The organism is Sinobaca qinghaiensis, assembly GCF_003610495.1.
GTDB classification, from domain to species: Bacteria; Bacillota; Bacilli; order Bacillales; family Marinococcaceae; genus Sinobaca; species Sinobaca qinghaiensis.
The window spans coordinates 1-13824 of record NZ_RAPK01000009.1 but is presented as its reverse complement, the minus strand read 5'-3'; the positions used below and the strand labels follow the sequence as shown (position 1 = coordinate 13824).

Below are 13824 nucleotides of genomic sequence, written 5' to 3'. Positions count from 1 at the left end.
AAATTGTATACGAAATAAGGAGTGGTTTAAAATGACAGAATTTAAAGATAACAACGTAAAAGCCTCCACAAAATCAGTATGGGCAGGAGAAAAAGAATACCGTGCTTTTGGAGCTTCACAGGTTCCGGTTGTACACAGCGTGGCGTACACGTATGACGACCTGGATCACTGGTATGACGTAGCAATCGGTAAAACGAAAGGCCACATTTACGGACGTAATACTAACCCGACAGTAGAATCCTTTGAAAAAAAGGTTCAGGAGCTTGAAGGAGCAGAGGCGGCTACCAGCTTTTCTACAGGGATGGCTGCTATCAGCAACTCGCTTGCTACGTTTCTGCGCCCGGGTGACCGCGTTGTTTCTGTTAAAGACACGTACGGCGGGACGAACAAAATTTTCAGCGAATTCCTGCCGCAGATGAATATAGACGTAATGCTCTGCGAAACGGGCAACGAGGCCCAGATTGAAGAAGAAGTAAACAAAGGCTGTGAAATTCTTTATTTAGAAACACCGACTAATCCAACAGTGAAAATTACGGACATCGAAAAAATGGTAAAAATCGGCCATGATGCCGGAGCCCTTGTGTTTGTAGATAATACGTTTGCTACACCGATTAACCAAAATCCTTTAGAGTACGGAGTAGATCTTGTTCTTCACAGCGCTACGAAGTTTCTCGGGGGACACGCCGATGCACTTGGAGGCGTAATCTGTGGAAGCAAAGAGCTTGTAGAGCAGGTTTATCATTATCGTGAAATCAATGGAGCGACGATGGATCCGATGGCCGCCTATCTGATGATCCGCGGGATGAAAACTCTTCACCTCCGGGTAAGACAGCAGTGCGAGTCTGCTATGAAAATTGCAACGTTTCTTAAAAACCATGAGCAGATTGATCAGGTATTTTATCCTGGATTGGAAGATCACCCGGGACATGATATTGCTAAAAGGCAGATGAAAGATTTTGGAGGCATGTTCAGCTTTTCCATGAAAGGCGGACTGGAAGCTGTTAAGCTGTTTCTTCCTAAATTGGAACTTGCAAATAGAGCAGCAAACCTGGGTTCAGTAGAAACAACGGTAGGACCGGCTAGAACGACAAGCCACGTGGAAAACACGCCGGAAGAAAGAGCGGCGCTTGGTATTCCGGAAAGTCTTGTACGTTACTCAGCAGGTATTGAGGACACAGATGACCTGATCAGAGATTTAACACAGGCTCTTGCTTATCTTCCGGAGCCGGTTGCAGCAAAAAGCTACTAATAGAAAGGTTGACTAGATGCATGGACTCCAGCCACCATATTTATAATCAGGCAGAAGCTTTAACAGAAAAGCTTATTTCCTGGAGAAGAGAGCTTCATCAGCATCCGGAGCTCAGCTTTCAGGAAAAACACACATCCGCTTTTATTGCTGAAAAGCTGGAGGAAATAAAAGGAATGACGGTACTAAAAGGAAAAGAAAATACCGGAGTGGAAACCGGTGTAGTCGGTATTCTGAAGCGGGGGGACGGTTCAGTAACCGCCCTGCGTGCAGATATTGATGCCCTGCCAATTACAGAAGAGAATGACCATCAATACGTTTCCGAAAATGAGGGAGTTATGCACGCCTGCGGCCATGATGCCCATGCAGCTATGCTTCTGGGTGCGGCACATCTCGCTGCAGAAAATATAGAAAACATTAATGGAACCATTAAATTTATTTTTCAGCCTGCCGAAGAAGATACGGACCGTACAGGAACGACCGGTGCTTCCTATATGCTCGAGAATGGCATCTATGAAGACGTCGAACATGCCTATGCGCTCCATATTGACCCCGAGCATCCTCTGGGCAGCGTCCGGCTTCATGAAGGTGCCAGCATGGCAAGTGTCGATACCTTTGAAGCAGTGATTGAAGGAACAGGGGGACACGGCGCTTATCCGCATCTGGGAACGGATCCGACATGGATGCTTTCTTTTCTTCTGCAGGCCGTGCAGGGGGTAAGTTCCCGGCGGATATCCCCGCTGGAACCTGCTGTTATAAGTATTGGTGAAATTAAATCCGGATCAAGCTACAACGTGATTCCGGATAAGGTATATATAAGAGGCACGATGCGAAGCTATTACGAAGATACACGCAGCCGGATAGAAGAGGAATTAAAACGGGCATTTGCCATTATTGATTCGCTTGGAGGAACGTACACTCTTTCCATTCACCGCGGGGAACCGGCTCTTATGAACGACCGGAAAGTGGTGGACCTTTTAACCGAAACCGTAACGGAAATGTTCCCCCGGATGACTATTCTCAAGGAACCTTACGGGCTGGGCGGAGAAGATTTTGCGCATGTGGCAAAAGTAGTACCGGCGGCTATGATGTTTATTGGAGCCGGGATACCGGGACGCAGCAACAGCGGGCTGCACATGCCGCTGTTTGATTTCGAAGAGGCAGTGCTTCCAGTCGGTGCAGCTATACTAGCAAATGCAGCCCTTCGTCACAGCAGAGAAACAAATACGTAAACCGAAAAGGAGAGAGCGTATGGCACATAAGCTCGCATTTATTGGATTTGGAGGAGTGGGGCAGGGACTTGCCTCTATTCTTATCGATAAAAAAGAAAAACTTAATGAGCAGTACGGTACCGATTTTCAGGTGGTTTCTATTTCTGATTTGTATAAAGGTTCAATCCATGATCCGGAAGGACTCAACCTGGAACAGGTACTCGATTCTCTAAAACAGCATAAAACACTGGAAGGCTATCCGGAAAACAGTCGATTAATACGGGGCTGGGACAGTATGGAAACGATAGAAAAATCAAATGCCGACACGATGATTGAGATCACCTTCACGGACGTAAATACCGGACAGCCGGCTATCGATCACTGCAAAAAGGCATTTGAATCCGGTAAAAATGCTGTCCTTACAAATAAAGGCCCGGTAGCGCTTGCTGTGAAGGAACTGCAGAAGCTTGCCTCTGAGAAAGGCGTGGAGTTTTTATTTGAAGGCACGGTCATGAGCGGTACACCGGCTATACGGATGCCGCTGACCTCCCTGGCAGGTAATGATATAAAGGAAATCAAAGGCATCTTCAACGGCACGACAAACTATATGCTGATGAGGATGGACCAGGGACTTGAATTCGAAGATGCATTAAAAGAAGCCCAGGATAAAGGCTTTGCAGAGGCAGATCCGACGAATGACATCGAAGGATACGACGTTATGTATAAAATGGTTATTATGGCTAACGTCGTAATGGGAGCTTCCATTACTAAAGAAGAAGTGGCCAGAACCGGTATAACAAACCTCACGCCCGCTGACATGAAAGAAGCAAAAGATAATGGGGAAACCTGGAAACTAATAGGAAAAGTAGTCCAGGAAAACGGCAGTGTCACAGCATCTGTCGGACCGGAGCGTTTAAAACTTGATGATCCGCTTGCCGGAATTAATGGTGCTCTGAACGCAGTAACATATGAATGTGACCTATCCGGACCTGTAACGCTTATAGGTGCCGGGGCAGGTATTCCGGAAACCGGTTTTGCCCTGCTGATAGACCTGCTGAACATGAAAAAATAATCTATTCAACAGTACGAGAAAGGTGGAGAAGCAATATGGCGACAAAAACAGCTGGAAGAAAAATGCTTTTAGGCGGAGAATGGGTGGATCGTGAAGATCGTATTCCCGTATATGATCCTGAAAATGGAGAGCAGATTGATTCCGTACCGGCTGCTGCAAAGGAAGACATGGAATATGCCATCCAGGTGGCCGAAGAAGGAGCCGCTATTGCAGAATCCCTTACTGTACGGGAAAGAATGGATATTTTAAATAAAGCAGCGGCTTATATTGACGAGCGCAGGGAAGAATTCGCGGAGACGATTGCCAAAGAGGGAAGCAAAACAATCAATGAAGCACGCGGAGAAGCAAAACGGGCGGCTGAAACGTTGAGACTCGGCGCGGAAGAAGCAAGGCGGCTGACAGGGGAATCCATTAATTTTGATCAAATGCCGGGCAACGAAAACCGGATGGGTTATTATTATCATTTTCCGGTTGGTGTTATTGCTGCAATTACGCCCTTTAACGACCCGCTCAACCTTGTAGCCCACAAAGTAAGCCCGGGCATTGCAGCAGGAAACGCTATGATCGTTAAGCCGGCTACAGAGACCCCGCTGAGCGCTTTAAAACTCGCAGAAGCTCTTGTACATGCAGGGCTGCCTAAAAAGGTTCTTACAGTTATTACAGGTAGAGGCAGGGACATTGGCGATACGCTTGTAGAGAGCAGTAAAGTAAATATGATCAGCTTTACCGGTGGATTGGAAACAGGAGAAGCAATTGCTAAAAAGGCCGGTCTTAAAAAGCTCTCCATGGAACTTGGTTCGAACTCGCCGGCAATCGTTATGGCCGATACAGACTTGAAAAAAGCAGCTGACTCGCTTACATCCGGAGCATTTGCCGCTTCCGGACAGAACTGCCTCGGCGTACAGCGGATCTTTATAGAATCCAGCGTATATGATGAATTTAAAAAGCATATGACAAAAGCAGTAAGCTCGGTTAAATTAGGCAGAAAGCTTTCGGAAGATACGGACATGGGCCCGCTGATTAATGAAAAAGAAGCCAAGCGTGTGCAGGAGTGGGTAGAGGAAGCTCTGGATGCCGGAGGAAATATACTAGCCGGCGGAAAGCGCGAAGGAGCGCTTTATCATCCTACTCTGCTGGAAAACGTGCCGGAAGATGCTACCATTGTAAAAGAAGAAGTATTCGGTCCGGTTGTTATGATTTTTCCGGTTGATTCGCTTGATGAAGCAATCACACGATCCAATCAGGTCAACTACGGCCTGCAGGCAGGTATTTTCACGAAAAATATTGATGCGGCCATGAAGGCTGCACGCAGGCTCCATGTCGGCGGCGTTATGATAAATGACAGCAGTGATTTCCGTATTGATGCCATGCCTTTCGGCGGCGTGAAAGGCTCAGGCCTGGGTCGTGAAGGAGTAGCTTTTGCGATTGAAGAAATGTCGGAAAAGCGGATTATTTGTTTTAAGTTGGAGGATTTCTAAAAAATCGGCTGTGAAGGAGTGGAGAAATGTTTCCTCTTGATGAATATAAAGTTCGGATGAACCATACAAAGCAAAAAATGATGGAATATGGGATAGAAGTACTGCTGGTGTCCAACCCGTCTAACATGTACTATTTAACCGGTTATAATGCCTGGTCGTTTTATGTGCACCAAATACTGGTCGTTATGATAGACGAAGAGCAGCCTATCTGGATAGGAAGGGAAATGGATGCGCACAGCGCAAAGGTAACCACATGGCTTGATGAAAATCACATCATTCCTTATCCGGATGAGTTTGTGCAGTCTTCTATTAAGCATCCGATGGATTTTGTGGCGAATATTCTTATAGAAATTGGCCAGGGATCCAGAAAAATCGGTCTGGAAATGGATTCGTTCTACTTCACTGCCATGTGCTATGAACGTATTACGACCCAGCTCCCCGATGCTGAATTCAGAAACTACAACACACTTGTAAACTGGGTGCGTTTAATTAAATCAGATCTGGAAGTAGAATATATGAGACGTGCCGCCAGAATTCTGGAAAATGCGATGACGGCTGCCTACGAAACCGCAGATGTCGGAGTCAGGGAAAACGATGTAGCTGCAGCCATTACCGCAGCACAGATACGCGGTACTGCGGAATATGGCGGCGACTATACGTCAATTGTTCCTATGATTCCAACGAGCGAAAACACAGCGAGCCCTCATTTAACGTGGACCGACCGTCGATACGTGGAGGGAGACTATTTAACGATAGAAATAGCAGGTGCATACAAGCGATACCACACGCCGATGTCAAGAACGATGGCAATCGGCCATGCACCGGATAAAGTAACAGAGCTCTCCAAAGTCGTTCAGGAAGGCATAGAAACAACGCTTGATGCCATCCAGCCCGGAATGACCGCAGAAGAAGTAGAGGCGATCTGGAGCCGTACCATTGCCAAGAGGGGCTATTATAAAGAATCGAGGCTCGGTTACTCTATTGGTTTAAGCTACCCGCCGGACTGGGGCGAGCATACCGTCAGTTTTCGAAAAGGCGACAAGACGATTCTTCAGCCGAACATGACGTTTCATTTAATGCCCGGCATCTGGCTTGATAATTACGGTGTCGAAATTACTGAATCGATTCTTATTACAGAAAATGGATGCGAAACGTTTGCGGACTTTCCAAAGCCGCTTTATGTAAAAGAAGCAAATTCCAGTAAAACCAAACAGCCTTTTTAACAGCATATCCATGCACAGCAGGCCTCCGGATTAATATATCCGGAGGCCTGAGCTGTGTGATGGAGCGCTTTTCAAACACTGATCCAGGTGATACGATAAAAATACTGTTAAAGGAGAACATAACAACGGGTATCAGGCGGGATGGGGAAAGTCATGCAGAAAATATCGATTATAGAGCGTTTGTTGGGTTATATTACATTTCTTGCGGTTTTATTTTATTTAGCTGATGTGATATTTGCCATGCCGGGCTCTGTTTATATATACAGCACGGCAGCGGCCGTTCTGCTGCTGTTTTCGCTCTTAAAAATGAATCGTTTTACTAAAAGTATTATTCTGCTGCTGCTTGGGGCAGGACTCTGGATGTTTATGTACTATCAGGAAGCCTTTTCTATCATGCTGTTTAGTTTAGGTGAAAATATGAATCTGCTTGCTTTATTTATTCTCGTTCCTCTTTTCGGAGTGTTTATGAGCGGTGCCGGGTTTTTAAAAGCACTGCAGCACGCCCTCCAGAAAAGAGAACAGAAACACCGGTCGAGGCCGTATTTATTTGGGTATGTATTAACGGCCGGAATGGGTTCTCTATTAAACCTGGGCTCCATGCCGCTCGTACATAAAATTGGTTCGGAGAGCTTTACTTCCTTTGAAAATAAACGCTTTGGCCTGCTGATTATTAGAGGATTTGGGTTTTGTATGCTCTGGTCCCCTTATTTTGTTAATGTAGCGCTGATTCTGGTATTATACGATTTATCCTGGACGGATATTGGAGGCTATGGGTTAATTATGGCTGCCTGTTACAGCGTAATTGTAGCCCTGTTTTTCCGATCTTCTGTATTTTCCATTCCCGATGAAAGGGTGAACCGCTCAGAAAACAAGGCACCGGCGGCTCTGCAGAAGCAGCTCAGGCTTTTTTTGTTATTTGTTGTAATTCTGCTTTCGCTTTCATTTCTGCTGGAGATGATGCTGCCGTTCGGAATGTTGACAGTGGTTGTTTTATTAGGGCTGCTCTATCCATTAATATGGGCAGCTGTATTAAATATGTTCCGCAGCTACGTGGAAGAAGCCCATGAAGAGATAAGCTGGAGCTTTAAAAGGTTGTATAATGAACTCGGTATTTTTATTACTGCTGGTTTTTTTGGGGAAGCATTGTCCCTGAGTCCTGCTGGAGAAATGCTGACCCGGCTTTTAATGGACTGGTCGGGAGGACTCGTGCCTGCTCTTTCTGCACTTTTAATAGCAGTGGCGATGCTTCTGGCCTTTATAGGAATTCATCCCGTTATTATAGTAATTGGAATAGGGGGCTCACTTGACCCGGCTTTGTTTGGGGTGACGCCCTCTTTTATGGGAATGCTTATGCTGGCAGCGTGGACGCTGGCTACCCAGTTTTCTCCTTTTTCCGGCTCGGTTCTTATGGCTTCTCATCTTATGAATGTGCCTGCCTGGAAACTGGTTAAAAAAAATACTCCATTTTTACTGACGGTGTATGTTGTTTTTATCTTTTTATTAAGCGCGCTTCACTGGTTTCAAAGCACAGGAGTATAAAGGGGTCTTTTTATGAACGGTTCAGCGCAGTGGATAAATTATATGCTTTTATTCGGCGTAATGATTATGTGGGGGATGAACGTTACGGCTATTAAAGTGCTTGTAGAATACGTTCCCCCTGCTGCCATGCAATCATGGAGAATTTTATTAGCGGGACTTGTACTTGCTGCTATCATTTCCATAAAAGGAGAATGGCGGCGCATTACAAAAAAACAGGTTGTTTATATTATTTTTGCTTCTTTAACCGGGGTAACGGCTCATCATCTATTTCTGGCCTTTGGACTTGCCAATACAACAGCAGTAAACGGGTCGTTAATAGTAGCACTTGTACCTGTGTTTACTTCTATTTTAGCGTTGCTTATTTTAGGAGATCCCTTTACAAGGATTAAATTTATAGGAATTGTGTCCGCGTTTACCGGAGTTTGTTTTGTTATTATCGCAGGCTCTGACAGCGGGGCAGAAAGCATAGCCTCTGGTGATATACTTATGCTGGCAGCTGTTTTTGCACAGGCATTGAGTTTTATTTTTATACGGAAAGCAACCAGTGATCTGTCTCCTCGTCTGGTAACGGGAATAATGTTTATAGTTGGCTCTATGGGCTTATTTTTGTTTAGTGCACTTCTTGAGCCGGAAGGACTGCCGCCGCTTGGAGAGATCCCGGCAGGGGTGTGGATGATATTTTTAGGATCGTCTGTACTGGCTACAGCTTTAGGACATCAGGTGTTTAACTTATCTATTCAGAAGATAGGAGCGGGGGAAACAGCCGTTTTTAATAATTTTGTTCCTTTTTTTGGAATGGTAGGCTCTGTTTTGTTTTTGGGAGAATCTATCTATATGCTGCAGGGTATCGGTTTTCTATTAATTGTAGCCGGTGTGCTGATGGGAACAGGCTATCTGGAACAAAAATGGATGCAGAAAAGAAAAGCTTATTAGAGCTTTTCTTTCTTTTCCGGTACATGATCGATGCCGCCCGGATGAAAAGGGTGGCATTTGCTTATTCGGACAATGGTCAGCCAGGCTCCTTTAAATGCTCCAAAACGTGAAAAAGATTCGTAGCCGTATTGGGAGCAGGTCGGATAAAAACGGCAGGTGGGCGGGGTATACGGCGAAATAAACCGCTGGTATCCCCGGATGATCCAAAGAAAAAGGTGTTTCACAGCTGTATACCTCTTTTCGAAAAAAAGCAGCCTCCGCTGATAGCGGGGCTGTTTTTTTATAATGAGTATAACGCGTTATCCAACATAAAGCGATTTTTTTGGTTCAACGGCGGTAAAAACTAAAGCAGCTTCCTCTTCAGTCAGACGCACCATCGGGAGTCTGACATCGCCGGAAATAACACCCTGCATTTCAAGAGCGGCTTTGACCGGAACTGGATTTGGCGCAGAGAACATAGACTTCATTACCGGCAGCAGTTCGCGGTGCAGCTTAGAAGCATAGGCTGGATTTCCGTTTAAAAAGCTTTGTACCATGTCCTGCATTTCGTTTCCAATAATATGAGAGGAAACCGAGACAACGCCGGTGCCGCCAACAGAAAGCATAGGAAGCGTTAAGCTGTCATCCCCGCTGTAGACAAGAAAAGAATCCGGCGTGCTGGAAATAATCTGTGAAGCCCAGTCCAGGTTGCCTGTTGCTTCCTTAACACTCATAATATTTTCAACTTCTGCAAGACGGATAATCGTTTCCGGTATCATCCCTGCGGCACTGCGTCCCGGGATATTATAAAGCATAACCGGAAGTCTGGTAGCTTCGGCTACAGCTTTGAAATGCTGATACATTCCTTCCTGGGAAGGCTTGTTGTAGTAAGGAGTAACGAGCATTACCGCATCGACACCTGTTTTTTCGGCAAGCTTTGTTAATTCAATGGAGGCACGTGTGTTGTTGCAGCCTGTACCCGCGATCACCGGCACACGGCCGTTGGCTACATAGACTACATGTTCAAAAAGCATTAGCTTCTCTTCGCGGCTGAGCGTTGGAGATTCACCAGTAGTGCCTGCTACGACAAGACTTTCGCTGCCGCTGCTGATGAGGTGGTTTACGAGTCTGGTAAGAGAGCGGAAATCAATCTCTCCATCTTTATCAAATGGCGTGGCCATTGCTGTACTTATTCGTCCAAAATTAATCATTACATTCACCCTTTTCTTGAGATTTATGTTTCAAAATCACAAAACGAATAGAGTGAGGGCAAGGTACTTTCCCGGAGCGTTTTTCCATACAAAAAAACAGCAACAGGAGAGACCTCATTGCTGTTTAACGTTTCCGGGATTATAAGAACCGTTAAAGCGTGAGATAGCCCTCCATGCAGCCAGACGGCTGCATGACAGTTCCGCATCTATTAAATACGAAACCAGCTTCTAATTCTTGAGCATAATAGAAGCTTCGGCAAATACTCCTTTCGTCAGCTTTCCCGGAAACTCAAGTTTCTCCAGCGGATTAATGATAGCATTTGCACCTCTAACCTCACTTCTTCTAAAAGAAGTAGGATATTACATTTTGTTGTAAATTCACCATATCAAACATTATAGTATAATGCAATAGTTTTTATTTACGTATTTTTTATGAAAAAAAGACACTAGCTTTATCCTATATTTATCGATAAAAAGGCTTTATTATAGGAAAATATAAAAAAAAGAAAAATATTATTTTCAATACAGGCATATTTGCTTTATACTGTGGGTAAGGAATAAAAATGCAGGGGGTCATTTTATTATGTCACCATTTCACCAGGTAGCGTTTGAACTGAGAGAGGATCTATATTCTGAGATCAAACATTTAACGGATCAGGAAAAAGATTCATTTTTTCACGATGTACTGCTTGACCAGATTAAGAAAAGAAAATCTAGAGACATGCAGGAAAAAATGAAGCAAGGCTATTTGGAAATGGCCCAGCTTAATGCACAGGTTTGCCGTGAGTTTGAAGAAGCGGAATCTGAAGCCCTAACTGTCGGAGAATTGGTTTTAGCTGCGAAATAGGCAGCTGAAACCGCCTTCTTTGGCGTTTCTTATTTCCTGAAATAAGACCAAGGAGGTGAACAGATGAGTTGAGTGAACGTAGTCATGATCACTATCCATCAAAAAAAATAGTAAAACGAGGCGACGTTTTTTTTGCTGATTTGTCTCCAGTTGTAGGTTCAGAACAGGGAGGGGTAAGACCCGTTCTTATCATTCAAAATGACATTGGGAATAGATTCAGTCCCACCGTTATTGTAGCCGCAATTACGGCCCAGATTAAGAAAGCCAAGCTGCCAACCCACGTAGAGATTGATGCCGAAAAGCATCGTTTTGACAGGGACAGCGTAATTTTACTGGAGCAATTGCGTACAATTGATAAGCAGCGCCTTACAGATAAGATTACTCATCTGGATGATGAAACAATGGAGCGTGTCAAAGAAGGCCTGGAGATCAGCCTTGGCACTAAAGAAGTCTAACTTAAACGAAACCTTACATAATTTTAGCGGAAAAAAGACGTGCAGTGCCTGCAGTCTGTATTTCTTTTTTTTGCTGCCCACAATTCAAACAAAGTAAAACACGCTGATGCAGCGTGTTTTTTTTAGAATAACTTTTAAAAAGGAGATAAGATGATGAACCATACGATAGAAACGATCCTCGACCACCGCTCCGTCAGAAAGTTTAAAGATATTCCCCTTGAGGAAGAAACCGTAGAAATGCTCGTCCGGGCTGCCCAGGCAGCTTCCACCTCAAGTTTTGTCCAGGCCTATACGATTATCGGCATAGAGGACCCGGTTAAAAAAAGAAAATTGGCTGACCTGGCCGGCGGCCAGCCGTACGTCGAGAAAAATGGCTACTTTTTTCTATTCTGCGCTGATTATCACAGGCATGAAGAATTGTTGCGAACTAGAGATACAGATATAAATGTTTCAACGGAAAGTACGGAAGGATTTATGGTGGCCGTTATTGATGCTGCTCTGGCAGCACAGAACATGGCCGTAGCGGCAGAATCTTCAGGGCTTGGCATATGTTATATAGGAGGAATACGCAATAAATTACCGGAAGTAGATGCCTTAATAGAAACCCCGGATTACGTTCTGCCTTTATTTGGAATGGCAGTGGGCTATCCTGAAAAAAGAGAAGGTATTAAACCGAGGCTTCCGCTGGAAGCAGTGTTTCATAAAAATCAATACAGCAAAGATAAGGCAGCGTTAAGCGAAGCGTATCAGGCATATGATGAGATCATTAAGGCTTATTATCAAAACAGGTCCTCGGCAAGTAAATCCATGACATGGACAGATCAAATGCAGGCCCTGCTGGAGCGTTCCAAAAGACAATATATGAAAACGTTTGTTCAATCTAAACAATTGGACCGTCATTGATGATCATGTAATAAACATAATTATAAGCCATATATGTCAATAAAACGTAATATATAATGATTTAGCTTGTTCAGAAGCCCTCACCGCTTATTTGTGTTCATAAACTTGCATATACTCTATTTTATTTTTCATTGTTGTGTGATACACTACTCAATGGTCAATCAGACAATCACACAATGGGACACTAAATAGAGAATGAGTCCGAACACGAAGGGGGGCTTTCACATGTTGAAAGCATTGAGAGAGAAATACAGCCATAAAAAAACGGGCTGGTCCAACGAAACCGCGGAAAGAATAGAAGCATACGCTGCATCAGAACAATCTGTTTATGAAGAACAAAAGCTGGTCGAAGAACAGCAGAACCATCTTCTTTATTCGGAAATGGAGAAATATTTATATACGATTCATCCATCCTTTTTATTGAATGCAGGAGTAGCGAGAGCGCTTCATAACCGGCTGCTTGCACGTTCACAGGGCAAATTTTCTATTTCTTTGCATGTGACAAGTGAAATGCGCCTTGCACTGGACTTTTATAATACGGATCTTTCCATTTTTATTCGACTGCTGGAGAAAAAAGGCTACAGCATTAAAAACAGGGAAGAACAATTCATGGCAGTACTTTTAAACATGCTGAGTGAAAATAATTACCGGATGTTTCTGGACCGTTATGATGATTTTGCGGATGCCGAAGATTCACTGGAAGCTGCTATTTACGCTTATTTAGAACTGGTGGATAACCGTAATAAATTTGAAAGCGGCCGAATGGATTTCCTCAACAAGTACCTTATTAACAAAGGGCTGCTGAGCAGTTCCTATACGAAGAGAAAGCTGATTAAACTGATTAAAAGCTTTGAAAAAGAATTCAAGGAAGATTTTAAAATGAATAAGCTGGAAAAGCGTATGCGCGGTATCAGCTGATTAAATGTGCAGGTTTAAAACTCTCCGAATGGAGAGTTTTTTTATTGTTTTAGAGGCTGCAGAGCCGGTCAAATGGAAGTTTCCTATCCGGTTCTGTTTACTTATCGAAACCATTTGTTATAAAATGGGGTAAAGGCTAGGGATAGGGAGTGAATAGATCGTGTCAAAAGATACAGGGAAGTATTTTATTCATAAGCTCGAAGAATCCAAGGAACAATTTGAAAGAACGATCGATTGTAAGCACACCGCATTTGACGATTTATATCCTTATATGAATGAGCAGCCTCAGTTTTTCTGGTATAAACGCTACGTTGCCTGGCAGGAACTTTTAACCACGGTAAAGCATGCAGAGGATCTGGATGTAAACTGGAAAGATGTATTTAACGATTCCCAGCAGTCATTTATCGACAAACAGGTATTAGATGCCAAAGTGCTGGATGAATGGTACGGAAAAGAAAGAAAAGAAGCATAAAAAAAAGCATCCGGCCGGTAGTGCACCCCAAAAGTTAGAGTAAAATCTAACGTTTGGGGTGTTTTCTTTGGCTAAATATAGTGATGCGTTTAAAGAACAACTGGTTCAGGAATACCTTCGCGGTCCTAAAGGATATAAACGGTTGGCTAAAAAGTATGGGCTACCGTCCATGAGTCCGATAAAAGAATGGGTCGATGCTTATCGACTCTTGGGCCGAGAGGGATTAAAAAGAAAAACGAAAAAAAGCACCTACACTGGTTCCTTTAAATGGGATGTTTTATACTGGAGAAAACAAAGAGGAGCTTCCCTTCAGGAGACGGCGGAGGCCTTCGGCCTC

General features: G+C 44.1%; 15 protein-coding genes and 1 riboswitch. Of the genes, 13 read left to right on the top strand and 2 right to left on the bottom strand.

Features of this window, described 5'->3' with window-relative positions:
* The first annotated feature begins 31 nt into the window (after nt 1-31).
* The 7 genes from ATL39_RS09795 to ATL39_RS09765 all read left to right on the top strand — a co-directional run bounded on the left by ATL39_RS09795 (nt 32) and on the right by ATL39_RS09765 (nt 8702).
* Nucleotides 32-1249: a cystathionine gamma-synthase family protein gene (locus ATL39_RS09795; protein ID WP_120193182.1), complete on the top strand. Its 1218-nt coding sequence runs from the start codon at nt 32-34 to the stop codon at nt 1247-1249.
* 20 nt (nt 1250-1269) lie between these two features.
* Nucleotides 1270-2478, top strand: coding sequence for a M20 metallopeptidase family protein (locus ATL39_RS09790; protein ID WP_120193181.1), 1209 nt, complete (start codon nt 1270-1272; stop codon nt 2476-2478).
* A 19-nt stretch (nt 2479-2497) separates the two neighbouring features.
* A complete protein-coding gene (locus tag ATL39_RS09785; RefSeq protein ID WP_120193180.1) occupies nt 2498-3529 on the top strand; it encodes a homoserine dehydrogenase in 1032 nt (343 codons plus the stop codon).
* A gap of 35 nt (nt 3530-3564) precedes the next feature.
* Entirely contained in the window at nt 3565-5007 is a 1443-nt protein-coding gene (locus ATL39_RS09780) for an aldehyde dehydrogenase family protein (RefSeq protein WP_120193179.1), read from the top strand.
* A 26-nt stretch (nt 5008-5033) separates the two neighbouring features.
* A complete protein-coding gene (locus tag ATL39_RS09775) occupies nt 5034-6230 on the top strand; it encodes a M24 family metallopeptidase (RefSeq protein ID WP_120193178.1) in 1197 nt (398 codons plus the stop codon).
* A gap of 153 nt (nt 6231-6383) precedes the next feature.
* The gene (locus ATL39_RS09770) at nt 6384-7769 is read left to right on the top strand and encodes a hypothetical protein (RefSeq protein ID WP_147419349.1); all 1386 of its coding nucleotides are present in this window, start codon (nt 6384-6386) and stop codon (nt 7767-7769) included.
* A gap of 12 nt (nt 7770-7781) precedes the next feature.
* Entirely contained in the window at nt 7782-8702 is a 921-nt protein-coding gene (locus tag ATL39_RS09765) for a DMT family transporter (RefSeq protein ID WP_120193176.1), read from the top strand.
* Here ATL39_RS09765 and yidD read toward each other — a convergent pair.
* Both yidD and dapA read right to left on the bottom strand, forming a co-directional pair.
* Nucleotides 8699-8926: a membrane protein insertion efficiency factor YidD gene (gene yidD, locus ATL39_RS09760; RefSeq protein WP_211326984.1), complete on the bottom strand. Its 228-nt coding sequence runs from the start codon at nt 8924-8926 to the stop codon at nt 8699-8701. The genes ATL39_RS09765 and yidD overlap by 4 nt on opposite strands.
* Nucleotides 8927-9001: 75 nt before the next feature.
* Complete coding sequence (dapA, locus tag ATL39_RS09755; RefSeq protein WP_120193174.1) at nt 9002-9892, bottom strand: 4-hydroxy-tetrahydrodipicolinate synthase; 891 nt, start codon at nt 9890-9892, stop codon at nt 9002-9004.
* Between the two features lie 156 nt (nt 9893-10048).
* A riboswitch (Lysine riboswitch) is annotated at nt 10049-10231 on the bottom strand.
* A 244-nt stretch (nt 10232-10475) separates the two neighbouring features.
* Here dapA and ATL39_RS09750 point away from each other — a divergent pair.
* The 6 genes from ATL39_RS09750 to ATL39_RS09725 all read left to right on the top strand — a co-directional run.
* A complete protein-coding gene (locus tag ATL39_RS09750) occupies nt 10476-10739 on the top strand; it encodes a hypothetical protein (protein WP_120193173.1) in 264 nt (87 codons plus the stop codon).
* Between the two features lie 107 nt (nt 10740-10846).
* The gene (locus ATL39_RS09745) at nt 10847-11194 is read left to right on the top strand and encodes a type II toxin-antitoxin system PemK/MazF family toxin (RefSeq protein WP_120193571.1); all 348 of its coding nucleotides are present in this window, start codon (nt 10847-10849) and stop codon (nt 11192-11194) included.
* Between the two features lie 153 nt (nt 11195-11347).
* A complete protein-coding gene (nfsA, locus tag ATL39_RS09740; RefSeq protein ID WP_120193172.1) occupies nt 11348-12097 on the top strand; it encodes an oxygen-insensitive NADPH nitroreductase in 750 nt (249 codons plus the stop codon).
* A gap of 225 nt (nt 12098-12322) precedes the next feature.
* The gene (locus ATL39_RS09735) at nt 12323-13015 is read left to right on the top strand and encodes a hypothetical protein (RefSeq protein WP_120193171.1); all 693 of its coding nucleotides are present in this window, start codon (nt 12323-12325) and stop codon (nt 13013-13015) included.
* Between the two features lie 160 nt (nt 13016-13175).
* Nucleotides 13176-13487, top strand: a complete 312-nt coding sequence (locus ATL39_RS09730) for a hypothetical protein (RefSeq protein ID WP_425452992.1) — start codon at nt 13176-13178, stop codon at nt 13485-13487.
* 67 nt (nt 13488-13554) lie between these two features.
* Nucleotides 13555-13824 (top strand): helix-turn-helix domain-containing protein (locus ATL39_RS09725; RefSeq protein WP_170146892.1); only part of this gene is annotated, 270 nt, incomplete at its 3' end.